The organism is Klebsiella sp. 4_1_44FAA (assembly GCF_000238715.1).
Classification (GTDB): domain Bacteria; phylum Pseudomonadota; class Gammaproteobacteria; order Enterobacterales; family Enterobacteriaceae; genus Klebsiella; species Klebsiella pneumoniae.
In genome coordinates this window covers 152,213-177,140 of the sequence record NZ_JH414806.1, presented here as the reverse complement: position 1 = coordinate 177,140, position 24,928 = coordinate 152,213, and the positions used below count along the sequence as shown (strand labels likewise).

Here is a 24,928-nt window from a genome sequence, read left to right as displayed (position 1 = left end):
GACCGTCATGTCGCTTTCACCGCCAGGCGTACGCCTGTTTTACGATCCGCGCGGGCACCATGCCGGCGCCATCAATGAGCTGTGCTGGGGGCTGGAGGAGCAGGGGGTCCCCTGCCAGACCATAACCTATGACGGAGGCGGTGACGCCGCTGCGCTGGGCGCCCTGGCGGCCAGAAGCTCGCCCCTGCGGGTGGGTATCGGGCTCAGCGCGTCCGGCGAGATAGCCCTCACTCATGCCCAGCTGCCGGCGGACGCGCCGCTGGCTACCGGACACGTCACCGATAGCGACGATCATCTGCGTACGCTCGGCGCCAACGCCGGGCAGCTGGTTAAAGTCCTGCCGTTAAGTGAGAGAAACTGAATGTATCGTATCTATACCCGCACCGGGGATAAAGGCACCACCGCCCTGTACGGCGGCAGCCGCATCGAGAAAGACCATATTCGCGTCGAGGCCTACGGCACCGTCGATGAACTGATATCCCAACTGGGCGTCTGCTACGCCACGACCCGCGACGCCGGGCTGCGGGAAAGCCTGCACCATATTCAGCAGACGCTGTTCGTGCTGGGGGCTGAACTGGCCAGCGATGCGCGGGGCCTGACCCGCCTGAGCCAGACGGTCGGCGAAGAGGAGATCACCGCCCTGGAGCGGCTTATCGACCGCAATATGGCCGAGAGCGGCCCGTTAAAACAGTTCGTGATCCCGGGGAGGAATCTCGCCTCTGCCCAGCTGCACGTGGCGCGTACCCAGTCCCGTCGGCTTGAACGCCTGCTGACGGCCATGGACCGCGCGCATCCGCTGCGCGACGCGCTCAAACGCTACAGCAATCGCCTGTCGGATGCCCTGTTCTCCATGGCGCGTATCGAGGAGACTAGGCCTGATGCTTGCGCTTGAACTGGCTGGCGTCAATATCGTACTGCTTCATTTTGCGCCACAGGGTGGTGCGGCCGATATTGAGCAGCTGCGACATCTCCTGCACCCGCCCGCTGGTCACCCGGGCGGCGTGAATAATAGCTTCCTTTTCGATGGCGCTAAAAGTCAGGCTGGCCGGCAGCAGCGATGACGCGCTATCCCCGCCCGGCCGCTCGGAAAAGAGATATTCCGGCAGATTACTCAGGCGAATGTGGCCGTTGTCGCTGCTGATGGCGATATTCTCAATGACGCTATTGAGCTCAAAATCATTCCCCGGCCACGAGTAGGCCACCAGCTGCGCCAGCGCGTCATCGTCCACTTTCAGTCGCGAAGAGAAACGCTTCTCCAGGCTCTTCAACCGGTTATGCACCAGCGACGGAATACTGTTGCGTCGGGCGCGCAGCGGCGGGATGACGATCTCAAAGGAGTGCAACGCATAGTACAGCTGGCGGCTAAAGCGGTTCTGTTCCACCAGATTGGCCAGATCGACGGTGGTGGTGGCAATCACCTTCACATCCACCGGGATCAGGCGCCGGGCGTCGAGGCGGGTGAGCACGCCCTGCTTAATGACCTGCAGCAGGGCCGACTGCAGCTCCGGCGCCAGATACTCGATCTTTTCCAGAAACAGGGTGCCGCCGTTGGCCAGCTCAAGGCGGCTCAGGCGGCCATTTTCATCGTCGGTAGGGGCGCTGCCCATAAAATCCTGGCCCAGCACGCTGTCGGCATACAGCTGGCAGTTGACGGCGATATAGGGGCCGCCCGCCCGTTCGCTTTCATTGTGGATAGCCTGGCTCAGCAGCTCTTTCCCAACCCCCTCTTCACCGCACAGCAGCACCGGGAAGCCACCGCGCGCCGCCTGGCGGCCAAAGTGGATCAGGCGTCGGGTTTCCGGATCGTCGGCAGACATCTGCTCAAAGGTGTGGCTCACTTTACCGAGCTGGCTGGTCATCAGCTGCCGCATCTGCTCCACCGGGTGCAGCAGCAGAATAAAACTGTTGCCTTGCGCCTCGACAATCGGTTTTAAGGTGATCACCGCGTCGACAAACTGATGCTGACTTTCAAAGGTGACTTCGACGTGATTCAGGCCGCGGGCGTGTTTGATGGCGCGGCGCAGCAGCGCCGGGAGGGTCACCAGATCGGCGATATTTTTCCCCTGGCTGGCCTGAGCATCAAGATGCAACAGTCTCGCCGCCTGAACATTGAGAAACTGCAGCACGCCCTGTTCGTTCCACGCCATCACCCCATCGTCCATGCTCTCCAGCAGGCCGTACATCTGATTGAGGTGGCGGTTGGATTCCGCCAGCAGGCTGTCGGTGAGCAGGGAGTTACCCACCTCGCGGGCGATGGCCAGCGTCAGGGAGAGGTCGGCGCTGGACTGGTGCTCGACCAGACAGCAAAGCGAAATAGAGCCGAACAGCCGCCCGTGGTTATCAAACACCGGCGTCGAGCAAAAACTCCATGGCTGTAGCGCCTGCTTAAAATGCCGATCGCCGGCGGTGTTGATCGGCTGGCCCTGCATCGCGGCCAGCGACAGCGCGCAGGTGCCGATAATGCTCTCCGCACAATAGCTGCCGTCGCGAAATCCCAGGGCAGCCAGCTGGGCCAGGGTTTGCGGCTCGCCGCAACGGCTGAGGATGCAGGCAGACTCATCAAGAATAAACAGCGCGCAGGGGCGACCGTCCATAAACTCCCAGGCGTCTTCCAGCGCCGCCTGACCGATGGTCAGCAGCGCGGTTTTACGCCGACAGATGGAGTCGAAGGTCAGGCCCTGGGCCTGGTGCGGCGTTTGCCAGGTTTCGCGCTGCATAAACTTGCTGCAGCGGTGCCATGACTGGGCGATGACGGAAGAGACCGCCTTCCCGGTTTCCTGAGTCTGAACAGTCATATCCTTTTCCGCGTTGTACCATAGAGAACCCCTCCGGCAGCGACTGCCGGAGGGGAGAAAGAAAAACCGCTGACCTGGGCCAGCGGTTTAGCCACCGCGATTTAACGCGCCAGCCACTGCTGGCCTAACAGATCGGCGGTGAGGATAGCGGCATGGACGCTCTCCGGGGTCACCGCAAACGGCATATTGTGGATGGTTTCCCCTTCCGCGCAGGTGGCTTTCGCCACCGCGGCGATTTTCTCGTCGATCCCCTCTTTGACGCCCATCTGCGCGAGCGTCACCGGCAGGCCGACGCGCTGGCAGAAGCCCAGCACCGTTTCAATCTCGTCCATCGGGCTGTTCTGCAGCACCAGCTGCGCCAGGGTACCGAAGGCCACTTTCTCACCGTGATACAGATGGTGGCACTCTTCAAGAATGGTGAAACCGTTGTGGATTGCATGGGCAGCGGCCAGGCCACTGCTTTCAAAGCCAATGCCGCTGAGGTAAGTGTTCGCCTCGATGATGCGCTCCAGCGCTTCGGTCACTACCCCGGCCTGCGCCGCCAGCCGGGCCTTTTCGCCCTCCGCCAGCAGCGTATCATAGCACAGGCGGGCGAGGCTCAACGCCGCCTCGGTGGACTGTCCTCCGGCCATGCTGGTGGCGCGCGCATCGTAGCAAGCTTTGGCCTCGAACCAGGTGGAGAGCGCATCGCCCATGCCGGAGACCAGCAGGCGTACCGGCGCTTTGGCGATAATCGCCGTGTCCATCACCACCATATCCGGGTTTTTCGGATAGATCAGATACTCTTCAAACTCGCCCGCTTCGGTGTAGATCACCGACAGCGCGCTGGTCGGCGCATCGGTCGAGGCGATGGTCGGGATCACCACCACCGGCAGCTTCTGGTAGTAACCGATCGCCTTCGCGGTATCGAGGGTTTTACCACCGCCGATCCCGACCACGCCGCGGCAGCCCTGTTTTTGCAAGATCGCCATCAGACGGTTGATTTCCGCATGGCTGCATTCGCCGTTAAACCGTTCCGCATGGCAGCGAATATCGTGGCTCTGCAGGCCATTCACCACTTTCTCTCCCGCCAGCTTCATTACGAAATCGTCGGCGATGACGAAGAAGCTCTCCGCCAGGTTTTTGGCATATTGACCGAACAGAACAGCAGCATCAGGACCCTGAAGATATTTGGCTGGAGATTGAATAACTTTTAGCATTCCTTTCACCCTCAAATAAGTGCGCATGTAAACATGATGAGCCCTGGCGTTATCCGCGCCGGCCAGTGAAGCGCGGCCTGAACGGAGCGTACCGGAGCAGTGCGATCACTGTAGGGCCGGCAGGGAACAAAAAAATCTTTCGCCTTTTTGTTCTGATATGAAACACAGGTTAATTTTTTACGTTCCATATTGGAACAAAAAACCCTAATCTCTGTCAGGATTGCGATCCCGATCCGCTACTTTGCCGCATAATGCCCTTGCAATCCTCCGTGTTTGACCGCCTTTTCTCCCGCAGTCGGCAGAAAATCAGCAAAAAATTTTTTTCCACCCGCTTCGCCAGCTATCCTGACCGCCGCTTATGGCAGAAGAAAAAAAGCGCGCCAGCTCGCATTTTCACCATATCCTCAGCAAAAACGTTCCATAAAGAAACAAAATCAGGAAGCAATGTTTCGTAATGAAACCCGATCGTCGGGGCATTCTTTTTTTCGTCCGCTCAGCCAGAATCATCATATCGCCAGGCACGCTCCACCGTCAGACGATACCCCTACGCGATGACCGCCTCCGCCAGCAGAGAGGCGGCATCGAACCTTCTCCAACGGAGCACTGAATAATGAAAAAGCTGATTAACCGTGTTGAAGATGTACTGAATGAACAATTACAGGGGCTGGCTAAAGCCCATCCGCAGCTGACCCTGCATCAGGACCCGCTGTATGTGACCCGCACCGACGCGCCGGTGGCTGGCAAGGTGGCCCTGCTCTCCGGCGGCGGCAGCGGACATGAACCGATGCACTGCGGCTATATCGGCCAGGGCATGCTCTCCGGCGCCTGTCCGGGGGAAATCTTCACCTCGCCGACGCCGGACAAAATGTTTGAATGCGCGATGCAAATTGACGGCGGCGAAGGCGTCTTGCTGATTATCAAAAACTATACCGGCGACATCCTGAATTTTGAGACCGCCACCGAGCTGCTGCATGAGAGCGGCATTAAAGTCACCACCGTGGTGGTCGACGACGACGTGGCGGTGAAAGACAGCCTCTATACCGCCGGTCGTCGCGGCGTCGCCAACACCGTACTGATCGAAAAACTGGTCGGCGCCGCCGCCGAGCGCGGCGACTCGCTGGAAGCCTGCGCTGAACTGGGCCGCCGCCTGAACAATCTCGGCCACTCGATTGGTATCGCCCTTGGCGCCTGCACCGTACCGGCTGCCGGGCAGCCATCCTTTACGCTGAAAGATGACGAGATGGAGTTCGGCGTCGGCATTCACGGCGAGCCGGGCATCGACCGCCGCCGCTTCAGCTCGCTGGACCAAACCGTCGATGAGATGTTCGATACCCTGCTGGAAAACGGCGCTTACAGCCGCACGCTGCGCCAGTGGGATACCGTCAAGGGCGCGTGGCAGGAAGTGCAGCAGAGCAAAACCGCGCTGCAAAACGGCGACCGGGTTATCGCGCTGGTTAATAACCTCGGCGCCACTCCGCTTTCCGAACTGTATGGCGTGTATAACCGCCTCGCCCAGCGCTGCGAAGCGTCCGGCATCATCATCGAACGCAACCTCATCGGCAGCTACTGTACTTCGCTGGATATGGCGGGCTTCTCCATCACTCTGCTGAAAGTGGATGACGAGACGCTGACGCTATGGGACGCCCCGGTTCACACCCCGGCGCTGAACTGGGGAAACTAAGGAGCACGACATGTCACTGAACAGAACGCAAATCGTCGACTGGCTGTACCGCTGCGGCGATATTTTCACCAAAGAGAGCGATTTTCTCACCGGCCTCGATAAAGAGATTGGCGACGCCGACCACGGTCTCAATATGCACCGCGGTTTCAGTAAAGTGGTCGAAAAGCTGCCGTCGATTGCCGATAAAGATATTGGCTTTATCCTCAAAAACACCGGCATGACGCTGCTCTCCAACGTCGGCGGCGCCAGCGGCCCGCTGTTCGGCACCTTCTTCATTCGCGCCGCGCAGGTGACCCAGGCCCACCAGAGCCTGACGCTCGACGAGCTGTACCTGATGATCCGCGAAGGTGCGGACGGTGTCGTCAACCGCGGCAAAGCGGAGCCAGGGGATAAAACCATGTGCGACGTCTGGCTGCCGGTGGTGGACTCCCTGCGCCAGTCCAGCGAGCAGCACCTGTCGATCGCCGCCGCGCTGGATGCCGCCTGCGAAGTGGCCGAGCGTGCGGCCCACGCTACCATCACTATGCAGGCGCGTAAAGGCCGCGCCAGCTATCTCGGCGAGCGCAGCATCGGACATCAGGATCCCGGCGCGACCTCGGTGCTGTTTATGGTTCAGATGCTGGCCGCCGCCGCCAAAGAGTAAGGAAATTGCGATGGTAAACCTGGTTATTGTTTCTCATAGCGCCCGGCTGGGCGAAGGTGTCGGAGAACTGGCCCGGCAGATGTTAATCAACGATGGCTGCAAACTGGCGATCGCCGCCGGGATCGACGATCCCGACAGCCCGATCGGCACCGATCCGCTTAAAGTCATGGAGGCGATCGAATCCGTGGCCGATACCGATCACGTGCTGGTGATGATGGATATCGGCAGCGCGTTGCTCAGCGCCGAAACCGCCCTCGATCTGCTCGATCCGGCGATTGCCGCGAAGGTGCGACTGTGCGCCGCGCCGCTGGTGGAAGGGACGCTGGCGGCCACCGTCAGCGCTGCCTCCGGCGCCGGGATCGACAAGGTGATCGCCGACGCCATGAGCGCCCTGGAGGCCAAGCGGGTTCAGCTGGGTTTACCTTCGCCAACTTCTGACGCCGCGCCGGCGCCGATGCTTGCCGACGACGGCGACACAAAATCGGTTTCAGTCATTATTAACAATCACAACGGCCTGCACGTGCGTCCGGCGTCGAAGCTGGTCGCCGCGCTGGCGGGCTTTAACGCCGATCTGCTGCTGGAGAAAAACGGGAAGTGCGTCAAACCGGACAGCCTCAACCAAATCGCGCTATTGCAGGTCCGCCGCAACGATAAGCTGCGCCTGCTGGCCCGCGGTCCGGATGCCGACGCGGCGCTGGCGGCGTTTCAGGCGCTGGCCGCCGATAACTTCGGTGAATCGCCTGCGGCGCAACCGGCAGCGGCTCCGGCAACGCCCGAGCGCGTCGAAGGCGCTGCCCTGCGCTATCCGCTGGCCCTGATCCAGCCGCTCCGCCCGGCTGCCGCCGATGCCGCCCGCGAGCAGCAGCGCCTGCGCCAGGCCATTGACCAGACGCTGGCGGATCTTATCGCCCTGACCGAGCTGGCGGAAAATAAATTTCACGCCGATATCGCGGCGATCTTCGCCGGGCACCACACCCTGCTCGACGATGACGATCTGTTTGATGCCGCCAACGATCGCCTGCTCACCGAACAATGCTCGGCGGAATGGGCATGGCATCAGGTGTTGATGGAGCTCAGCCAGCAGTATCGCCAGCTGGATGACCCCTACCTGCAGGCGCGCTATATCGATATCGAAGATATTTTGCAGCGCACCCTGCGCCATCTGCAGGGCGTTCAGGAGAAAGTGCCGACGCCCGGCGAGCCAACAATTATTATTGCCGACAACATTTATCCCTCAACCGTCTTACAGCTGGATGCCAGCTTCGTTAAAGGCCTGTGCCTGCGCGATGGCAGCGAACAGGCTCACGGCGCGATTATCGCCCGCGCGGCGGGGATCGCCTGGCTGAGCCAGCAGGGCGAGGCGCTGAACAGCGTGCAGCCCGGCGAGACTATCGTGCTCGATATGCGCCACCAGCGCCTTATCCGTGACTAAAATTCACGTTGACCGTTACCGCTCCGGGGGCCTGCCTCCGGAGGGTGAGTTTTCGCTTACTCTTCAGGAACCACTATGTCTCAATTCTTTTTTAACCAGCGCGCCAGCCTCGTCAACGATGTGATTGAGGGTACCATTATCGCCAGCCCGTGGAATAACCTCGCCCGTCTGGAGAGCGACCCGGCGATCCGGGTGGTGGTCCGTCGCGATCTGAATAAAAACAACGTGGCGGTGATCTCCGGCGGCGGCGCCGGCCATGAACCGGCGCACGTCGGCTTTATTGGTAAAGGCATGCTGACCGCCGCGGTCTGCGGCGATCTGTTCGCCTCGCCGAGCGTCGACGCGGTGCTCACCGCCATTCAGGCAGTGACCGGCGAGGCGGGCTGCCTGCTGATCGTCAAAAACTACACCGGCGATCGGCTTAACTTCGGTCTGGCGGCGGAGAAAGCGCGCCGACTCGGCTACAACGTGGAGATGCTGATCGTCGGCGACGATATTTCGCTGCCGGATAACAAACAGCCGCGCGGCATCGCCGGGACCATTCTGGTGCATAAAGTGGCGGGCTATTTCGCCGAGCGCGGCTTCAACCTCGCCACCGTCCTGCGTGAAGCGCAATACGCCGCCAGCCATACCGCCAGCATCGGGGTGGCGCTGGCCAGCTGCCACCTGCCGCAGGAAGCCGACAGCGCGCCGCGCCATCAGGCCGGTCACGCCGAGCTGGGAATGGGCATCCACGGTGAGCCGGGCGCCTCGACGATCGCCACGCAAAACAGTGCGGAAATCGTTAACCTGATGGTGGAAAAACTGACCGCCGCCCTACCGGAAACCGGCCGCCTGGCGGTGATGCTCAATAACCTCGGCGGCGTGTCGGTGGCTGAGATGGCGATCCTGACCCGCGAGCTGGCCAACACCCCGCTGCAGGCGCGCATTGACTGGTTAATAGGCCCGGCCTCGCTGGTGACGGCGCTGGATATGAAAGGCTTCTCGCTGACCGCCATCGTGCTGGAGGAGAGTATTGAGAAAGCGCTGCTTTCGGATGTGGAAACCGCCAGCTGGCAGAAGCCGCTGCAGCCGCGGACTATCAACGTCGTGCCGTCCACCCTCGACAGCGCCCGGGTGGATTTTACACCCTCGGCCAACCCACAGGTGGGCGATTACGTGGCGCAGGTGACCGGCGCCCTCATCGATCTTGAAGAACATCTCAACGCGCTGGATGCCAAAGTAGGCGACGGCGATACCGGCTCCACCTTCGCCGCCGGGGCGCGCGAGATTGCCGAGCGGCTCGAGCGTCAGCAGCTGCCCCTGAACGATCTGCCAACGCTCTTCGCGCTGATCGGCGAACGCCTGACGGTGGTGATGGGCGGCTCCAGCGGGGTATTGATGTCTATCTTCTTCACCGCTGCCGGGCAGAAGCTGGGGCAAGGCGCCAGCGTGGCCGAGGCGCTGAACGCCGGTCTGGAACAGATGAAGTTTTACGGCGGCGCCGATGAGGGAGACCGGACGATGATCGACGCTCTGCAGCCGGCGCTGGCGGCGCTGCTGGCCGAACCGGAGAATCTGCAGGCCGCTTTCGCCGCGGCGCAGGCCGGGGCGGATCGCACCTGCCAGTCAAGCAAAGCCGGCGCCGGACGCGCGTCCTATCTCAACAGCGATAGCCTGCTCGGCAACATGGACCCCGGCGCCCACGCGGTGGCGATGGTGTTTAAGGCGCTGGCGGAACGCTAAGCCTTCCCCGGTGGCGCTGCGCTTACCGGGGCGACGTAACACCGCCGAATAGCAGGTCGGGTAAGGCGTAAGCCGCCACCCGACAAAAAACGGCACCGCCGGTAGCCCGGATAAGGCGCGACGCGCCGCTATCCGGGTTTTAGCACGATGGCTTTTTACTTGCTGTGCCAGTACGCCTGGGAACGCACCAGCTGCTGATCGATGCTCTCGTCTTCAAAGCGCGCCAGCAGCGATTTCACCACCGCGCCTTCGCCGGTCAGCCAGATAAAATAATCCTCCGCCGGCACCTTCACCTGCGCCAGACGCTCGGTGACGAAGGCCGGATTGTGGCCCACCACCCACTCGATGTTAAAGCCGTCGAGATCCGCCAGATAATCTTTATACGACGCATCGGCGATAGTAACGATGGCCGTCACCTGCGGCCTCGCCGGCAGCTGGCGTAATCCCAGCAGACGACGGCGCAGCGCCGGCATGCCGGACTCATCGCAAACATACAGCTGCCAGGCATAATCTTCCGGCACCACCAGCGAGCCGCGCGGGCCGCCGATCACCAGCTTATCGCCCACTTTTGCTTCCAGCGCCCAACGGCTGGCGATACCGCCATCGTGGATATAGAAATCGTAAGCCAGCTCGTGACGTTCGGCATCGTACAGCGGCGTATAGTCGCGGGTGGCAGGCCGCACGCCTTCCCCCCAGTCAATCCCCTCCTCGGTCACCTGCGGCGGGGTAAATGCCGCGCCCGGCTCGGGGAAAAAAAGCTTGGTATGGTCGTCAAAGCCGTGAGAGGCGAAGCCTTCCAGCGCCTCGCCTCCCAGCACGATACGCTGGAACGCCGCGCCTGCGCGCTCCACGCGCAGCACCGTCAGCTCACGGAAACGCAGCTCATTGCGGACACGCTGCGGGTACTTGTCTGCTTTAGTTTTTGTCATCATCGATTGCCTTCGTGAACGGTCAATAGATATATCTAAACTTGATGCAAATGATAATGATTGCCAACTAAAAAGAATGCAAGTCTTTTTTTGATATAGTCAAAACAAACCGCATCAAAATCCACATCCAGAAAACAATCACATATATATCAACATCTTAAAAAATAAATAGCAACCAGCATTGCGAACATTCATTTTTTAGATATAAATTAGATATATCAAAAACAGCAGGAGGTAACCATGCGACATCATCATGAAGAAGGGCGTGGGCCACGCGGGCGCCACGGTGATCCCAGCGAACACGGCGACCATGGCCGCCGCGGCGGCGGACGTCGCCAGCGTTTCTTTGGCCACGGCGAACTGCGGCTGATCATTCTGGATATCCTCAGCCGCAGCGCCAGCCATGGCTATGAGCTGATCAAAGAGATCGAAACGCTTACCCAGGGGAACTACAGCCCCAGCCCGGGGGTGATCTATCCGACGCTGGATCTGCTCCAGGACCAGGGCCTTATCAGCGTGGAAGACGACAACGGACGCAAGAAAATCCTTATCAGCGAGGAAGGAAAACAGCTGCACGCCGAGAACCAGGAGCACCTGGCCCATATCCAGGAGCGCCTGCAGGCGCGGATGGTCGGCTGCGAGCTGCGCCGCGATCCGCAGATGAAGCGCGCGCTGGAAAACTTCAAAGCGGTCCTCGACCTGAAAGTGAACCAGCAGGCCAGCAGTGCCGCCCAGCTCAAGCAGATCATCGGCATTATTGACCGGGCGGCGATGGAGATCTCTCAGCTCGACTAAGCCTCTTTTTTCACCACCGGCTGCCCCGCGCTGGGGCAGCCCGCACCACGGCGGATCGCCCCGTCCATTGCCGCCAGGCAGAAAATCTCGTCAGCTCAGGAATAAAACGTGCCAATAGTGGCGCAATGAGATTAAATTTTACACAATTCGTCTTTTGCTTTGCATTTATCCCGATTTTCACCGCTTCTGCCGAACTGGCGTAATCCCTGCAATACTTAATCCAGTATCGTGTGATACGTCCGCCCCAGGAGCACATTTTGAACAGGTTACCTTCCAGCGCATCGGCTCTGGCCTGCAGCGCACACGCACTGAATCTCATTGAAAAGCGCACGCTTGATCATGAGGAAATGAAAGCACTTAACCAGGAGGTCAGGGAATACTTTAAAGAGCATGTGAATCCGGGGTTTTTAGAGTATCGAAAATCGGTCACAGCCGGCGGGGATTACGGAGCCGTAGAGTGGCAAGCGGGAGGGTTAAATACGCTTGTCGACACCCAGGGACAGGAGTTTATCGACTGCCTTGGTGGGTTTGGCATCTTCAATGTAGGGCACCGTAATCCAGTTGTGGTATCCGCCGTCGAGAATCAACTCGCGAAACAACCGCTTCACAGTCAGGAGCTGCTGGACCCGCTACGCGCGATGCTGGCGAAAACCCTGGCAGCCTTAACGCCCGGGAAACTAAAGTACAGTTTCTTCTGCAACAGCGGTACCGAATCAGTAGAAGCGGCGCTGAAGCTGGCAAAAGCCTATCAGTCTCCGCGCGGCAAATTTACCTTCGTCGCCACCAGCGGCGCGTTCCACGGTAAATCGCTGGGCGCGCTGTCGGCCACCGCCAAGTCGACCTTCCGCAAACCCTTTATGCCGCTGCTGCCGGGCTTCCGCCACGTGCCGTTCGGCGATATCAACGCCATGCGCACCATGCTGAGCGAGTGCAAGAAAACCGGCGACGACGTCGCGGCGGTGATCCTCGAGCCGATTCAGGGCGAAGGGGGCGTGATCCTCCCGCCGGCGGGTTACTTACCGGCGGTCCGTAAACTGTGCGACGAGTTTGGCGCATTGCTGATCCTCGACGAAGTGCAGACCGGCATGGGCCGCACCGGCAAGATGTTCGCCTGCGAGCATGAGAACGTCCAGCCGGACATTCTGTGTCTGGCGAAAGCGCTCGGCGGCGGTGTGATGCCGATCGGCGCGACGGTGGCGACGGAAGAGGTCTTCTCGGTGCTCTTCGATAACCCGTTCCTGCACACCACCACCTTCGGCGGCAACCCGTTGGCCTGTGCGGCGGCGCTGGCGACGATCAACGTGCTGCTGACGCAAAACCTGCCGGCGCAGGCGGCGCAGAAAGGCGATATGCTGCTGGACGGTTTCCGCCTGCTGGCGCAGGAGTATCCGGACCTGGTGAATGAAGTGCGCGGGAAAGGCATGCTGATGGCTATCGAGTTTGTTGATAACGAGATTGGCTACGACTTTGCCAGCGAGATGTTCAGACAGCGGGTGCTGGTCGCCGGGACGTTAAACAACGCCAAGACGATCCGCATTGAACCGCCGCTGACGCTCACCCTTGAGCAGTGCGAACAGGTGCTGAAGGCGGCGCGCAAGGCGCTGGCGGCCCTGCGCGTTTCGGTCGAAGAAGCGTAATAAAGTGTCCTTCACCCTCTCCCTCTGAGAGGGTGAAGGATAACCCTCACACCTGCGGTAACAGGCCGATAAAGCTGCGCTTCTGCCGCGGCTGCGACATCATCTCCTCCAGCTTTTCGACGCAGGCTAAATAGTGCGGCGTCTTCTTATGCGCCAGCACCGCCTCATCGTCTTTATAGGCTTCGTAGATAAAAAAGCGGGTTTTCACCTCGGGATCCTGCAGGACATCAAAGCGCAGGTTGCCTGGCTCCCGCAGCGCGCCCTCGTGGTTGGCGCGAAACACCTCGAGAAACTCATCCACCCGCTCGGGTTTAATATTGATCTCCACCAGCGTGACGTTCATTTCAGCTCTCCCTGTTTTTCTTCCTGCCAGAACTGATACGCTTCGCGCGCGTTCAGATTCTCATGCACCACCTTTTTCACCGCCTTCAGCATCGCGCGCGGGGCGCTGGACTGGAAGATGTTGCGCCCCATATCCACCCCGGACGCGCCCTGGTCGATCGCCCGCCAGCACATCTCCAGCGCCTCATGCTCCGGCAGTTTTTTACCGCCGGCGATAACGATCGGCACCGGACAGCTGGCGGTCACTTTTTCAAAGCCTTCCTCAACGAAATAGGTCTTCACAAACTGCGCCCCCATTTCGGCGGCAATCCGGCTGGCCAGCGAGAAGTAGCGCGCATCGCGGGTCATCTCTTTGCCGACGCCGGTAACCGCCAGGACCGGCATACCGTAGCGATTGCCGGCGTCCACCAGTTTGATGATGTTATTGATCGACTGATGTTCGTATTCGCTGCCGATATAGACCTGCGCCGCCACCGCGCATACGTTGAGCCGCAGCGCGTCTTCCATCGCCACCGCCACGCATTCGTTAGAGAGTTCGCTCAAAATCGAATTGCCGCCGGAGGCGCGGAGCACCACCGGCTTATTGGTGGCCGCCGGTACCTGGCTGCGCAGTACGCCGCGGGTGCACATCAGCACGTCGGTGTCGGCAAACAGCGGCGCAATCGACAGGTCGATACGCTCCAGCCCGGTGGTTGGCCCCTGGAAGTAACCGTGATCGAAGGCCAGCATCACCGTGCGGTTGCTGTGCGGATTAAAAATGCGCGCCAGCCGCGACTGCATGCCCCAGTCCAGCGAGCCGCAGCCTTTCAGGGTATACAGCGTATTCTGCTGCGGGCGGTCAATACCGAAGTCCTTCCCCTCTTTGATATCGTCTAAATCTGCCATCTCATCCTCCGTCAGAAGTCGTAGTTGTTGATGTTCTCTTTGCTGAACACCACGCGCTCCGGCAGCAGCACGATACCGTTGCCCTTCGCCTCATACTGGTAGCCCTGCACGCTGTTCGGTTCGACCTTCAGCGAGCCGATATCTTTCACCTCAACGCTGTCGCCCACGTTAAGATCGCCCTTTTTCAGCAATTGATCGGCGACGTTAACCGCAATTTTGCCCTGCTGAACCACATCCCACAGGCCGAACGCTTTCACCGTGCCGCGCTCAACGTACGGACGCATCACGTTCGGCGTACTAAAGCCGACGATCGCCACGCCCTGACGCTTGAGGTTCTCTGCCGCCTGCGCCGCCGCCGGCAGCGCATTGGCATCCGGCGCGATAATGGCGTCGAGATCCGGATAGGCTTTTAAGATCCCCTCGGCGGTTTGTAGCGATTTGGTGGCATCGTTATAGCCAAACTGGGTGGTGACGATTTGCCACTGCGGATGCTCTTTTTCGATTTTGGCTTTGGCTTCCTTCACCCACTGGTTCTGGTCGGTCACCGTCGGGCTGGAGTAGAAAAACGCTACCTTGGCAGTAGGCTTCGTCACCTGCTTTTCCGCCATCTCGACCAGCAGGCCGCCAAGCTGCTGCGGCGTGCCCTGATTGATATAGATGCTGCGGCACTCCGGCCTGGTATCGGAATCCCAGGTCAGGACTTTCACCCCGCGCTGCATCGCCCGCTTCAGCGCCGGACACAGGCCGTCCGGCGAGACAGCGGAAACGATAATCGCGTTGTAGCCCTGGTTGACGAAGTTGTTGATAAGCTGCACCTGGCCGGAGACGCTGGGCTCGGTTGGGCCGTCATAGGTGACATCCACGCCCAGCGCTTTCCCCGCCTCTTTCGCGCCGTTGCCGCCGCTGGTAAAGAAGCCGACGCCGACCAGCTTAGGAATAAAGGCGATGCGGTCCGCCGCCTGCGCGGTAACCACGCTCATCGCCAGCGCCAGCACGATCAGTTTTAATTTCATTTTATGCTCCGATTGTTTTATGCGAGAAAAGACGCCGCCAGGTCGCGCGCACCCATTCACGGTGCAGGCTCAGCGAACGCCCCATCACCACCACAACCAACAGCGCCCCTGACAGCGCGCTCGACACCTGGTTGGGGATGCCGACCATCTGTAAACCCTGTTGCAGATACCCCACCAGCAATGCCGCCAGCGCGGTACCCAGTATCGATCCCGAGCCGCCGTAAATATTGGCCCCGCCGAGCACCGCCGCGGTCAGCGCCGGCATCAGCAGGTCGCGGCCTAAATCCGAACGTGCCGAGCCGAAATAGGAGACCATCACCAGCGCCGCGACCGCCGAGGCGACGCCAACCAGGCCATACAGCACGTACGGGATGCCGTTCACCGACAGCGCGGCATAGCGCGCGGCGCGCGGGTTTTGCCCGAGTAAAAAGAGGTGGCGGCCAAAGCGCCCGCGATGGGTCAGCAGCCAGAAGAAAAAGGTGATAATCGCGAACAGCACCAGCACCAGCGGCAGTCCGGCGAGGGTTAAATTGGCGAAGGCGGTGAAGCTATCGGGAAAACCGCCAATCCCCTCGTAACCGGTCGCGCCGGCCATCCCGGAAAGCAGCAGCGCGCCGCCGCCGTACAGATACAGCGTACCAAGCGTGATCACCAGCGGGCTGATGCCGGTGTAGTGGATCAGCGCGGCGTTGAATAACCCGCACAGCAGTCCCAAGAGCAACGTCAGCGATACCGCGAGCCACAGCGGCCAGCCCGCCTGGGTCATCACCCCGAGGGCGATGGCGCACAGGCCGATGGTCGAGCCCAGCGAAATATCGATCCCGCCGCTGATGATCACCAGCGTCAGCGGCAGCGCGACGATGCCGATGCAGATAAAGTCGCTGGTGCTAAAGAGCAGCATATTGAGATCCAGCATGCGCGGATTCAGCGCGCCGAACAGCAGGATCTCCACGATCAGCAACGCCAGCAGCGCGCTTTCCCAGTTAAGCTTCAGCTTCATTTAAGCCACCTCTTTGCTTTTGCGTTCGGGAAAGCGGGCAACCTGTTTCCCCCCTTTGTTACCGGGCTGGAAACGGCTGTACTTTAGCGCCCGCTGATGGCGGGCCAGCGCTTGGCGCAGGCGGCCATCGAGCACCAGCACACCGAGCAGCACCAGACCGGCGATAAAGTCATTCCACCAGGCGGGAAGGCGGAACAGCACCAGTACGGTGTCGATTTGGGTAAGGAAAAAGGCGCCGAGAAACGCGCCGAGCAGCGTACCGGTACCGCCAAGCAGCGAGATCCCGCCCAGTACGCAGGCGGCGATGGCTTTCATCTCCAGGCCGCTGCCGGTCTGATTAGGCACAAAACCAATCTGCGCGGCGAAGACGATCCCGGCGCAGGCCGCCAGCATACCGTTGAGAGTAAAGGCCAGCATCCGCGTGCGGTTGACCGCCACGCCCAGTTGGCGCGCGGCGGCGAGGTTATCGCCAACGGCGTAAAAATCACGACCAAAGGCGGTGCGCGACAGCAGCCAGCCGCCCGCCAGCAGCAGCGCCAGCACCAGCCAGCCCAGCGGCGACACGCCGATAAACGCGGGCTCCGAGAGCGATTTCAGGCTGTCGGGCAAGCCTTCGATCCATTTCCCGCCGGTCCACAGCAACATCACCCCGCGATACAACCCCAGCGTGCCGAGCGTCGCAACGATCGCCGGAATGCGCAACCCCACCACCAGCAGGCCGTTAAACGCCCCGGCCAGCGCGCCAATCGCCAGCGCGAAGGCGATGGCCGTCGCCAACCCGTAGCCGTTGTTCAGCGCCACGCCGACGGCGATGGCGCATAGCCCAACGGTGGAGCCTACCGACACGTCAATATTGCGGGTCAGCATCACCAGGGTCGCGCCCAATGCCAGCAGGCAGAGGATTTGCGAGCTGGCGAAAATCATCGCCAGGGTCTGCAGGCTGAAATAGGCCGGATTGAGCGCCACCAGCACAACAAAGAGCGCCACGATGGCAAAGAAGGCGCTCAGTTCGCGATTCTTGAGTAACGTTTTCATGCCTGCCCTCCAAAGGCCAGGGTCATCATGCGATCGACGGTCACCGCCTGCCGCGCCAGCTCGCCGCTGTAGCGGCCCTGATGCATCACCAGCACCCGGTCGGCCAGGCCGATGAACTCATCCAGATCGGAGGAGATCATCAGCACTGCCACATTTTGCGCGGCGACGCTTTTCAGCAGCTGATAGATATCGGCGCGGGCGGAGACATCCACGCCGCGCGTCGGCTCATCGACAATTAGCAGCAGCGGGTTGGCCTCCAGACAGCGCGCCAGCAGCACCTTCTGCTGGTTACCGCCAGAGAGAGTGCGCACCGGCTGATCGCCATCGGCCAGCTTGATCCCCAGCGCCCGGTGATAGCGCTCAACCACCGCCGCCTCCCGTTTCCCCTGCTGCCACCACGATGGCTGATTGAACATCACCGTGTTCCAGCGCACCGGCGCATCGAGAAACAGCCCCGAGACCTGGCGGTCTTCCGGCAGATAGACCAGCCCGCTGGCCAGCCGGGCGCGGGTGCTGTCATTGCTAATCTCGCGATTCTCCAGCCAGATCCGCCCGGCGCGCGGTGGACGCAGGCCGTATAAGGTTTCGGCAAATTCGGTGCGCCCGGATCCCACCAGCCCGGCGAGGCCGACGATCTCCCCGGCGCGGATCTCCAGATTGAGATCGATAAAGCCTTCTCCGGTAAGATCCTCCACCCGCAGCACGGGAAAATCCTGCGCCTGGGTGCGGCGGTTGCCCGGCAGCGCCAGCCACAGCTTTTGCGTGTCGCTCAGCGTATGGTCGCGGCTGGCCGGCGTCATAGCGCTAATCAGTTGCTCATCGCGGTAAGTTGCGGTCTCGCCGCTCAGCACTACCGCCCCGTCGCGCATCACCGAAATATGGCTGGCAAGCTGGCGGATTTCGGGCAGTTTGTGCGAGATAAACACGATCCCCACGTCCAGCGCCTGTAACGCGCGGATCTGGCTAAACAACCTCTCCGTTTCGCCCGGGGTTAAAGAGGCGGTGGGTTCATCAAGGATCAGGATCCGCGCTTCGCGCATCAGGCCGCGCAGGATCTCGACCATCTGTTGATCGGCTACCTCGAGCGTGCTGGCGCTGGCATCGAGGTTGATCTGGCAGTTCAGCTGCTGCAGTTTTTCCTGCAGTCGCGCGGCGGTATCCGCCCGCTTCGGCAAACGAAAGAGAATGTTCTCGCGCACGCTGAGGTTGGGAAACAGCATCGGCTCCTGCGGCACCAGATAAATGCCCAGCTGGTGGGCCAGCGCCGGGCTGAGGCGCGCAAACGCGCGGTCGCCGATCGTCAGCTCACCGCTATCCGGGGTTTCGACGCCGGCGATGATCTTCATCAGCGTCGATTTACCCGCGCCATTGCCTCCCATCAGGGCATGCACCTGGCCCGCGCATAGCGTAAAGTCGATGCCCTTCAGCACGGCAACGCCGGAGAACTGTTTGCGGATCTGGCGAGCTTCAAGCAGTGGCTTCATCGTCGCGCCTCGTTTGAACAAATGATTTTTAAATTTAATAATGTTCAAAAGCGTAGACGGTGAACTATATTTACAACCGTGCGAAGATCACAGTTTGGCGCTTTAGATCCTCAGGAAAAAATGGGCCAGCGATGAAAGATCCGTTTTGCCAGTCGGCTCACACTTTCCGGCCGCGCAATAGCGAACATATGATCTAAATTTTTATAAGAGTTCAATTTATGAGCGAAAAACGCATTACGGAAGAGAACCGCTACGCCGGGCTGGCGTTAGCCGAGGAAGAGCTGGTGGCGCGGGTGGCGTGGTGCTACTACCACGACGGCCTGACGCAAAATGACATCGGCGAGCGTTTGGGGCTGCCGCGGCTGAAGATTTCTCGCCTGCTGGAGAAAGGCCGCCAGTCCGGGGTGATCCGCGTGCAGATCAACTCGCGCTATGAGGGCTGTCTGGCGCTTGAAAGTGAACTCCAGCAGCGTTTTGGCCTCAAGATTGCCCGCGTGCTGCCGGCGCTCAACACCCCGCCGATGAATACCCGGCTGGGGATCGGCGCGGCGCAATCGCTGATGGGTATTCTGCAACCGGGGCAATTATTGGCGGTCGGCTTCGGCGAAGCCACCATGAGCTGCCTGCAGCATCTCAGCGGCTTTATCGGCTCGCAGCAGGTGCGGCTGGTGACTCTCTCCGGCGGCGTCGGCCCGTATATGACCGGCATCGGCCAGCTTGATGCCGCCTGCAGCGTCAGCATTATCCCGGCGCCGCTGCGGGTCTCTTCGGCGGAGGTCGCCGAGATCCTGCGCCGCGAGTCGAGCGTGCGCGACGTGATCCTCGCGGCGACGGCGGCGGACGCGGCGGTGGTTGGCATCGGCGCCATCGATCAGCGGCGCGACGCCACCATTTTACGCTCCGGCTATATCAGCGAGGGCGAACAGCTGATGTACGCCCGCAAAGGCGCGGTCGGCGACATTTTAGGTTATTTCCTGCAGGCCGACGGCAGGCCGGTAGAAGGACTGGAGATCCATCGGGAACTGCTCGGCGTGACCCTTGATGAGCTAGCGCAGCTGCCGACCATCGTTGGCGTCGCCGGGGGAGAAGAAAAAGCGCAGGCGATTTATGCCGCTCTGATTGGCAAGCGCATTAATGGCCTGGTAACGGAAGAGACAACAGCACGCGCGGTGCTTACCCTGGCCTCCTGACGGCCTGGCGCCGCGCGACAACAGCGAGGCGCATGTCATGAGTTACCTGTTAGCGTTAGATGCCGGGACCGGCAGCATTCGGGCGGTTATTTTCGATCTTAATGGCCGCCAGCTGGCGGTAGGCCAGGCCGAATGGAAACACCTGAGCGTTGATAACGTCCCCGGCTCGATGGAGTTCGACCTTACCACCAACTGGCAGCTGGCCTGCCAGTGCATTCGCCAGGCGCTCGACGCCGCCCGGCTCTCTGCCGCCGATATTCAGTCCGTCGCCTGCTGTTCGATGCGCGAAGGCATCGTTCTCTATGACCGCAACGGCGAGGCCATCTGGGCCTGCGCCAACGTCGATGCCCGCGCCAGCCGCGAAGTGGCGGAGCTTAAGGAGATCCACGACTATCGCTTCGAATCCGAGGTATACGAGGTCTCGGGACAAACCCTGGCGCTCAGCGCCATGCCGCGCCTGCTGTGGCTGGCGCACCACCGCCCCGATATCTACCGCAAAGCGGCAACCATCACCATGATCAGCGACTGGCTGGCGGCGAAGCTTTCCGGCGAGCTGGCGGTCGACCCGTCAAACGCCGGCACCACCGGCATGCTCGATCTGTTCAGCCGCGACTGGCGTCCGGCGCTGCTGGATATGGCCGGGCTGCGCGCCGATATGCTGTCGCCGGTCAAAGAGACCGGTACCCTGCTGGGCGCCGTCACCGAAGCGGCGGCGCAGCAGAGCGGCCTGCGCGCCGGGACGCCGGTGGTGATGGGCGGCGGCGACGTCCAGCTCGGCTGCCTGGGCCTTGGGGTGGTGCGCGCCGGGCAAACCGCGGTACTCGGCGGCACTTTCTGGCAGCAGGTGGTCAACCTGCCGCAGGTGCGCACCGATCCGCAGATGAATATTCGCGTTAATCCTCACGTGATTCCCGGCATGGCGCAGGCGGAATCGATCAGCTTCTTTACCGGCCTGACCATGCGCTGGTTTCGCGACGCCTTCTGCGCTGAAGAAAAACTGATTGCCGAGCGGCTCGGCGTCGATGCCTATTCGCTGCTGGAGGAGATGGCCAGCCGCGTCCCCGCCGGTTCCCACGGCGTGATGCCTATTTTTTCCGACGCAATGCACTTTAAGCAGTGGTACCACGCCGCGCCGTCGTTTATTAACCTCTCCATCGATCCGGAAAAGTGCAATAAAGCGACCCTGTTCCGCGCGCTGGAAGAGAACGCGGCGATTGTCTCCGCCTGCAACCTCGCGCAGATCTCGCAGTTCTCCGGGGTGACATTCGACAGCCTGGTGTTTGCCGGCGGCGGCTCTAAAGGCGCGCTGTGGAGCCAGATCCTCAGCGACGTCACCGGCCTGCCGGTGCGGGTGCCGGTGGTCCGCGAAGCCACCGCTCTGGGCTGCGCCATCGCCGCCGGAACCGGCGCCGGGCTGTATGACGATATGGCCAGCACCGGAGAGCGGTTAGTGAGCTGGCACCGCGAGTTCACCCCAAATCCGCAGCATCGCGAGCTGTATCAGGAGATGATGAGCAAATGGCAGACGGTGTACGCCGATCAGCTTGGCCTTGTCGATAGCGGACTGACAACGTCGATGTGGCAGGCGCCGGGTCTGGAACGCCGCCAGCGCGTTGCGTCTTCCCCCTCACCCTAACTACCGGTGCCGCTCCGCCTTTCCCCCCTCTCCCTTTGGGAGAGGGCCGGGGTGTGGGGCAACGCTTCGCCGTTCTTTGAATCCCATCACAATCACCGCACTCCCCTTTTCCCTTTTTCTCCACGATGGCTAAATTAGTAACTCATCCGACCACATAACAATAATTTTACATTGGAAGCCACTATGAGCCGCTATCCGTCGCTTTTCGCCCCGCTTGAGCTGGGCTTCACAACGCTCAAAAACCGCGTGTTGATGGGCTCAATGCACACCGGGCTGGAAGAGCTGCCGGACGGCGCGCAGCGGCTGGCGGCCTTTTACGCCGAGCGCGCCCGTCACGGCGTGGCGCTGATCGTCACCGGCGGCATCGCTCCGGCGCCCTCTGGCGTCACCATGGCCGGCGGCGCGGTACTCAACGACGCCAGCCATCTGGCGCATCATCGCCATATTACCGATGCGGTACATCAGGAAGGCGGCAAAATCGCTCTGCAGATCCTGCACACCGGCCGTTACAGCTACCAGCCCGCGCTGGTGGCCCCCTCGGCGCTACAGGCGCCGATCAACCGTTTTACCCCCCATGAACTGAGCCACGATGAGATCCTGACGCTGATCGATGATTTTGCCCACTGCGCCCAGCTGGCGCGCGAAGCGGGCTATGACGGCGTCGAGGTGATGGGCTCTGAGGGCTATCTGATTAACGAATTTCTCGCCGCGCGCACCAACCAGCGCGACGACCAATGGGGCGGCGATTATGCCAGGCGCATGCGTTTCGCCGTAGAGGTGGTTAAGGCGGTGCGCCAGCGCGCCGGCCACGATTTCATTATCATTTACCGTCTGTCGATGCTCGATCTGGTCAACGACGGCAGCACGCTGGCGGAAGTCACTGAACTGGCCAAAGCGATTGAAGCGGCGGGAGCGACCATCATCAACACCGGGATTGGCTGGCACGAAGCGCGCATTCCGACCATCGCCACGCCGGTACCGCGCGGAGCTTTCAGCTGGGTCACCCGCAAGCTGAAGGGCGCGGTGTCGATCCCGTTGATCACCACCAACCGCATTAACGATCCGCAGGTCGCGGAGGATATTCTCGCCCGCGGCGATGCCGATATGGTATCGATGGCCCGCCCGTTCCTTGCCGACGCCGAATTTATATCAAAAGCGCAGGACGATCGCGCCGATCAGATCAACACCTGCATCGGCTGCAATCAGGCGTGTCTCGATCGGATCTTCGTCGGCAAAGTCACCTCCTGTCTGGTCAACCCGCGCGCGTGTCATGAAACCCTGATGCCGGTCCTGCCTGCCAACGCGCCTAAACGGCTGGCGGTGGTCGGAGCCGGGCCTGCCGGTCTGGCCTTCGCCGTAAACGCTGCCGCCCGCGGTCATCACGTCACGTTGTTTGATGCGCTCCCGGAGATCGGCGGTCAGTTTAATATCGCCAAACAGATCCCCGGCAAAGAGGAGTTTCACGAGACGCTGCGTTACTACCGCACCATGCTCGATCTCCATGGTGTCGATCTACGCCTGAACACCCGCGTCACGACAGACGATCTGCTGGCGTTCGATGAGACGATCCTCGCCACCGGTATCGCCCCGCGCCTGCCGGCGATCGACGGGATCGATCATCCAAAAGTGCTGAGCTACCTTGATGTCTTGCGCGATAAAGCGCCGGTTGGCGCGAAGGTGGCGATTATCGGCTGCGGCGGTATCGGCTTCGACACCGCGATGTATTTAAGCCAGTCGGGCGCGGCCACCAGCCAGGATATCGGCGAGTTCTGCCGCGAATGGGGTATCGATACCAGCCTGCAAACGGCGGGAGGGCTGCATCCTGAAGGCCCGCAACTGAGTAAAAGCCCGCGACAGATTGTGATGCTGCAGCGCAAAGCCAGCAAACCGGGCGAAGGGCTCGGCAAAACCACCGGTTGGATCCACCGCGCGACGCTGCTGGCGCGCGGGGTGAAAATGATCCCGGCGGTCAGTTATGAAAAGATCGATGATGAAGGATTACACGTCACTATCGGCGGCGAGCGCCAGCTGTTGGCGGTCGATCAGGTGGTGATCTGCGCCGGTCAGGAGCCGCGCCGCGAGCTGGCGGATCCGCTGCGCGCGGCGGGGAAAACGGTGCATCTCATCGGCGGTTGCGACGTGGCGGCGGAGCTGGATGCGCGCCGGGCGATTGCCCAGGGCACTAAACTGGCGCTGGCGATTTAGCCCTGTCCCGGGGGCGGCGCGATGCGCCTTCCCCGGGCTACCACGATAATCCCGCACGCTAGCCCGGCTAAGGCGACAGCCGCGAGCCGGGGGAAACCGCGACAAGAATCAGCGCTGCTTACGCACCTTGGTTGCTTTCAAAATGACAAACTTATTGTTCGTCGCAATCGTCGTGCAATTACCAAACGCGCGCTTCAGCTTACGGAAGTAATCGAGGTGGCGGTTGCCGACGACGTACAGCTCGCCGCCGTATTTCAGGCTGCGGCGGGCATCGTTAAACATCTGCCAGGCGATATGGTCGGTAATAGCGTGTTGCTGATGGAACGGCGGATTACACAGAATCGCCGTAAAGCGGTCGGGCTCAATGCCGGAGAGCGAGTTGTTGACCATAAATTCACAGCGTGCGATATCGTCCGGCAGATTGCGCTCGACGTTCAACCGGCTGGAAGCCACCGCCATGTGCGACTCATCGGTAAACATGACCCGCGCGTTCGGGTTCTGCGCCAGCGCCTGAAGGCCAATCACCCCATTGCCGCAGCCGAGATCGGCGATCTCGCCTTCTAGATCAGACGGTAAATGCTGCAGGAAGAAACGCGCGCCGATATCCAGCCCGCTGCGGGCAAAAACGTTGGCGTGGTTATGGATGGTCCACGGCGTGCCGTCCAGCTTCCAGCTGTAGGTTTGCGGCGCATCGGCAAGCTCAGGAGCGGTGAAAACGCAGTGGATCAGACGCGCTTTTTTCCAGGCCAGCGAGGTGGTGGTGGTGCCGAGGATTTTTTCAAACAGCGCCAGCGTCGAGTTGTGCACATCACGGGCTTTCGCCGCGGCGATGATGCGGGTTTCCGGCGTGACTACTTCGCGCAGGGCGCGCAGCTGCTGTTCCAGCAGCGCCAGCTGTTTTGGCACCTTAATCAGCACCAGCGCCGGCGCGGCCGGTAGCGGGCTCAGGCTATCCTGAAAGCGCACGCTCTCTTCATCGATACCGTTCATCCGCAGGTTGTGGCGGGTCGCCAGCTCGGAAATAAAGGAGTCGTTGATGCTGACCGGGTTGCGATCCGCCAGCGCGCAGGCGAGCGCGCCGAAGCCGTCGTTGAAGATGAGCGTCAGGCCGTCGACGTCATTCACCTGTTGCAGCAGATATTCATCCGCCGCTTCCCATGCCTGAAGCGCTTCTTCTTCAGCGTTAGGTGGGAACCGCTCTAATGTGAATAACTCACCGTTTAACTCTGCCTGGCTCATCGCCTCTCCGCCTCCGGAATAGTAAAACCCGCGAGTTTATACGCAAATCCTGTCCAGTTGAAG

The 24,928-nt window shown here is 61.1% G+C and carries 22 protein-coding genes; 12 read left to right on the top strand and 10 right to left on the bottom strand.

Annotated features, from left to right (window positions below; genetic code table 11):
• Window positions 1–7 precede the first annotated feature (7 nt).
• Window positions 8–361, top strand: a complete 354-nt coding sequence (locus tag HMPREF1024_RS03325; RefSeq protein ID WP_002917678.1) for a glycerol dehydratase reactivase beta/small subunit family protein — start codon at window positions 8–10, stop codon at window positions 359–361.
• Window positions 362–892, top strand: coding sequence for a cob(I)yrinic acid a,c-diamide adenosyltransferase (locus tag HMPREF1024_RS03330; protein WP_004210508.1), 531 nt, complete (start codon window positions 362–364; stop codon window positions 890–892).
• Here HMPREF1024_RS03330 and dhaR read toward each other — a convergent pair.
• Window positions 870–2,795: a dihydroxyacetone kinase operon transcriptional regulator DhaR gene (gene dhaR / locus HMPREF1024_RS03335; protein WP_009309659.1), complete on the bottom strand. Its 1,926-nt coding sequence runs from the start codon at window positions 2,793–2,795 to the stop codon at window positions 870–872. The genes HMPREF1024_RS03330 and dhaR overlap by 23 nt on opposite strands.
• A gap of 101 nt (window positions 2,796–2,896) precedes the next feature.
• Window positions 2,897–3,994 carry a glycerol dehydrogenase gene (locus HMPREF1024_RS03340; protein WP_002917681.1) on the bottom strand — a complete coding sequence of 366 codons (1,098 nt, stop codon included), beginning with the start codon at window positions 3,992–3,994 and terminating at the stop codon, window positions 2,897–2,899.
• Window positions 3,995–4,263: 269 nt separating this feature from the next.
• Between HMPREF1024_RS03340 and HMPREF1024_RS0127520 the strand changes: the two genes are divergently transcribed.
• From HMPREF1024_RS0127520 to HMPREF1024_RS03360, 5 genes are all read left to right on the top strand, one after another.
• Complete coding sequence (locus tag HMPREF1024_RS0127520) at window positions 4,264–4,449, top strand: hypothetical protein (RefSeq protein WP_032451434.1); 186 nt, start codon at window positions 4,264–4,266, stop codon at window positions 4,447–4,449.
• 155 nt (window positions 4,450–4,604) lie between these two features.
• Window positions 4,605–5,675 (top strand): dihydroxyacetone kinase subunit DhaK, encoded by a 1,071-nt coding sequence (gene dhaK, locus HMPREF1024_RS03345; protein ID WP_002917682.1) that lies wholly within the window; start codon window positions 4,605–4,607, stop codon window positions 5,673–5,675.
• 10 nt (window positions 5,676–5,685) lie between these two features.
• Window positions 5,686–6,318, top strand: coding sequence for a dihydroxyacetone kinase subunit DhaL (gene dhaL / locus HMPREF1024_RS03350; protein WP_004181378.1), 633 nt, complete (start codon window positions 5,686–5,688; stop codon window positions 6,316–6,318).
• 10 nt (window positions 6,319–6,328) lie between these two features.
• Window positions 6,329–7,750 (top strand): dihydroxyacetone kinase phosphoryl donor subunit DhaM, encoded by a 1,422-nt coding sequence (gene dhaM, locus HMPREF1024_RS03355; protein WP_009309658.1) that lies wholly within the window; start codon window positions 6,329–6,331, stop codon window positions 7,748–7,750.
• Window positions 7,751–7,825: 75 nt separating this feature from the next.
• Complete coding sequence (locus HMPREF1024_RS03360; protein WP_009309657.1) at window positions 7,826–9,475, top strand: glycerone kinase; 1,650 nt, start codon at window positions 7,826–7,828, stop codon at window positions 9,473–9,475.
• 155 nt (window positions 9,476–9,630) lie between these two features.
• On the opposite strand, the gene HMPREF1024_RS03365 is transcribed toward HMPREF1024_RS03360, so the two are convergent.
• The gene (locus HMPREF1024_RS03365; protein ID WP_009309656.1) at window positions 9,631–10,407 is read right to left on the bottom strand and encodes a siderophore-interacting protein; all 777 of its coding nucleotides are present in this window, start codon (window positions 10,405–10,407) and stop codon (window positions 9,631–9,633) included.
• A gap of 237 nt (window positions 10,408–10,644) precedes the next feature.
• On the opposite strand from HMPREF1024_RS03365, the gene HMPREF1024_RS03370 reads away from it, so the two are divergent.
• Window positions 10,645–11,199 carry a PadR family transcriptional regulator gene (locus HMPREF1024_RS03370; RefSeq protein ID WP_002917718.1) on the top strand — a complete coding sequence of 185 codons (555 nt, stop codon included), beginning with the start codon at window positions 10,645–10,647 and terminating at the stop codon, window positions 11,197–11,199.
• A 257-nt stretch (window positions 11,200–11,456) separates the two neighbouring features.
• Window positions 11,457–12,836 (top strand): putrescine aminotransferase, encoded by a 1,380-nt coding sequence (gene ygjG / locus HMPREF1024_RS03375; protein ID WP_009309655.1) that lies wholly within the window; start codon window positions 11,457–11,459, stop codon window positions 12,834–12,836.
• Between the two features lie 46 nt (window positions 12,837–12,882).
• Here ygjG and lsrG read toward each other — a convergent pair whose 3' ends face one another.
• The 6 genes from lsrG to lsrA are packed head-to-tail and all read right to left on the bottom strand — an operon-like array spanning window position 12,883 to window position 18,595.
• Entirely contained in the window at window positions 12,883–13,179 is a 297-nt protein-coding gene (lsrG, locus tag HMPREF1024_RS03380) for a (4S)-4-hydroxy-5-phosphonooxypentane-2,3-dione isomerase (RefSeq protein ID WP_004181386.1), read from the bottom strand.
• A complete protein-coding gene (lsrF, locus tag HMPREF1024_RS03385; protein WP_002917724.1) occupies window positions 13,176–14,063 on the bottom strand; it encodes a 3-hydroxy-5-phosphonooxypentane-2,4-dione thiolase in 888 nt (295 codons plus the stop codon). The genes lsrG and lsrF overlap by 4 nt, the downstream gene beginning before the upstream one ends.
• An 11-nt stretch (window positions 14,064–14,074) precedes the next feature.
• Window positions 14,075–15,076, bottom strand: a complete 1,002-nt coding sequence (gene lsrB / locus HMPREF1024_RS03390; RefSeq protein ID WP_009309654.1) for an autoinducer 2 ABC transporter substrate-binding protein LsrB — start codon at window positions 15,074–15,076, stop codon at window positions 14,075–14,077.
• Between the two features lies 1 nt (window position 15,077).
• Window positions 15,078–16,076, bottom strand: coding sequence for an autoinducer 2 ABC transporter permease LsrD (lsrD, locus tag HMPREF1024_RS03395; protein ID WP_009309653.1), 999 nt, complete (start codon window positions 16,074–16,076; stop codon window positions 15,078–15,080).
• The gene (lsrC, locus tag HMPREF1024_RS03400) at window positions 16,077–17,111 is read right to left on the bottom strand and encodes an autoinducer 2 ABC transporter permease LsrC (protein ID WP_004174225.1); all 1,035 of its coding nucleotides are present in this window, start codon (window positions 17,109–17,111) and stop codon (window positions 16,077–16,079) included.
• Window positions 17,108–18,595 (bottom strand): autoinducer 2 ABC transporter ATP-binding protein LsrA, encoded by a 1,488-nt coding sequence (lsrA, locus tag HMPREF1024_RS03405; protein ID WP_004889660.1) that lies wholly within the window; start codon window positions 18,593–18,595, stop codon window positions 17,108–17,110. The genes lsrC and lsrA overlap by 4 nt, the downstream gene beginning before the upstream one ends.
• Before the next feature lie 218 nt (window positions 18,596–18,813).
• Here lsrA and lsrR point away from each other — a divergent pair, with 218 nt between their 5' ends.
• The 3 genes from lsrR (at window position 18,814) to HMPREF1024_RS03420 (ending at window position 23,626) form a co-directional block, all read left to right on the top strand.
• Window positions 18,814–19,785, top strand: a complete 972-nt coding sequence (gene lsrR, locus HMPREF1024_RS03410; protein WP_004144837.1) for a transcriptional regulator LsrR — start codon at window positions 18,814–18,816, stop codon at window positions 19,783–19,785.
• Window positions 19,786–19,822: 37 nt separating this feature from the next.
• Entirely contained in the window at window positions 19,823–21,421 is a 1,599-nt protein-coding gene (lsrK, locus tag HMPREF1024_RS03415) for an autoinducer-2 kinase (RefSeq protein WP_004149900.1), read from the top strand.
• Between the two features lie 183 nt (window positions 21,422–21,604).
• Window positions 21,605–23,626 (top strand): NADPH-dependent 2,4-dienoyl-CoA reductase, encoded by a 2,022-nt coding sequence (locus tag HMPREF1024_RS03420; RefSeq protein WP_009309652.1) that lies wholly within the window; start codon window positions 21,605–21,607, stop codon window positions 23,624–23,626.
• 108 nt (window positions 23,627–23,734) lie between these two features.
• Here HMPREF1024_RS03420 and rlmG read toward each other — a convergent pair whose 3' ends face one another.
• A complete protein-coding gene (gene rlmG, locus HMPREF1024_RS03425) occupies window positions 23,735–24,865 on the bottom strand; it encodes a 23S rRNA (guanine(1835)-N(2))-methyltransferase RlmG (RefSeq protein ID WP_009309651.1) in 1,131 nt (376 codons plus the stop codon).
• Window positions 24,866–24,928: the final 63 nt, after the last annotated feature.

Coding starts and splice junctions, on each gene's coding strand:
- HMPREF1024_RS03325 (WP_002917678.1), top strand. CDS start 8: ATGTCGCTTTCACCGCCAGGCGTACGCCTGTTTTACGATCCGCGCGGG.
- HMPREF1024_RS03330 (WP_004210508.1), top strand. CDS start 362: ATGTATCGTATCTATACCCGCACCGGGGATAAAGGCACCACCGCCCTG.
- dhaR (WP_009309659.1), bottom strand. CDS start 2,795: ATGACTGTTCAGACTCAGGAAACCGGGAAGGCGGTCTCTTCCGTCATC.
- HMPREF1024_RS03340 (WP_002917681.1), bottom strand. CDS start 3,994: ATGCTAAAAGTTATTCAATCTCCAGCCAAATATCTTCAGGGTCCTGAT.
- dhaK (WP_002917682.1), top strand. CDS start 4,605: ATGAAAAAGCTGATTAACCGTGTTGAAGATGTACTGAATGAACAATTA.
- dhaL (WP_004181378.1), top strand. CDS start 5,686: ATGTCACTGAACAGAACGCAAATCGTCGACTGGCTGTACCGCTGCGGC.
- dhaM (WP_009309658.1), top strand. CDS start 6,329: ATGGTAAACCTGGTTATTGTTTCTCATAGCGCCCGGCTGGGCGAAGGT.
- HMPREF1024_RS03360 (WP_009309657.1), top strand. CDS start 7,826: ATGTCTCAATTCTTTTTTAACCAGCGCGCCAGCCTCGTCAACGATGTG.
- HMPREF1024_RS03365 (WP_009309656.1), bottom strand. CDS start 10,407: ATGATGACAAAAACTAAAGCAGACAAGTACCCGCAGCGTGTCCGCAAT.
- HMPREF1024_RS03370 (WP_002917718.1), top strand. CDS start 10,645: ATGCGACATCATCATGAAGAAGGGCGTGGGCCACGCGGGCGCCACGGT.
- lsrG (WP_004181386.1), bottom strand. CDS start 13,179: ATGAACGTCACGCTGGTGGAGATCAATATTAAACCCGAGCGGGTGGAT.
- lsrF (WP_002917724.1), bottom strand. CDS start 14,063: ATGGCAGATTTAGACGATATCAAAGAGGGGAAGGACTTCGGTATTGAC.
- lsrB (WP_009309654.1), bottom strand. CDS start 15,076: ATGAAATTAAAACTGATCGTGCTGGCGCTGGCGATGAGCGTGGTTACC.
- lsrD (WP_009309653.1), bottom strand. CDS start 16,076: ATGAAGCTGAAGCTTAACTGGGAAAGCGCGCTGCTGGCGTTGCTGATC.
- lsrC (WP_004174225.1), bottom strand. CDS start 17,111: ATGAAAACGTTACTCAAGAATCGCGAACTGAGCGCCTTCTTTGCCATC.
- lsrA (WP_004889660.1), bottom strand. CDS start 18,595: ATGAAGCCACTGCTTGAAGCTCGCCAGATCCGCAAACAGTTCTCCGGC.
- lsrR (WP_004144837.1), top strand. CDS start 18,814: ATGAGCGAAAAACGCATTACGGAAGAGAACCGCTACGCCGGGCTGGCG.
- lsrK (WP_004149900.1), top strand. CDS start 19,823: ATGAGTTACCTGTTAGCGTTAGATGCCGGGACCGGCAGCATTCGGGCG.
- HMPREF1024_RS03420 (WP_009309652.1), top strand. CDS start 21,605: ATGAGCCGCTATCCGTCGCTTTTCGCCCCGCTTGAGCTGGGCTTCACA.
- rlmG (WP_009309651.1), bottom strand. CDS start 24,865: ATGAGCCAGGCAGAGTTAAACGGTGAGTTATTCACATTAGAGCGGTTC.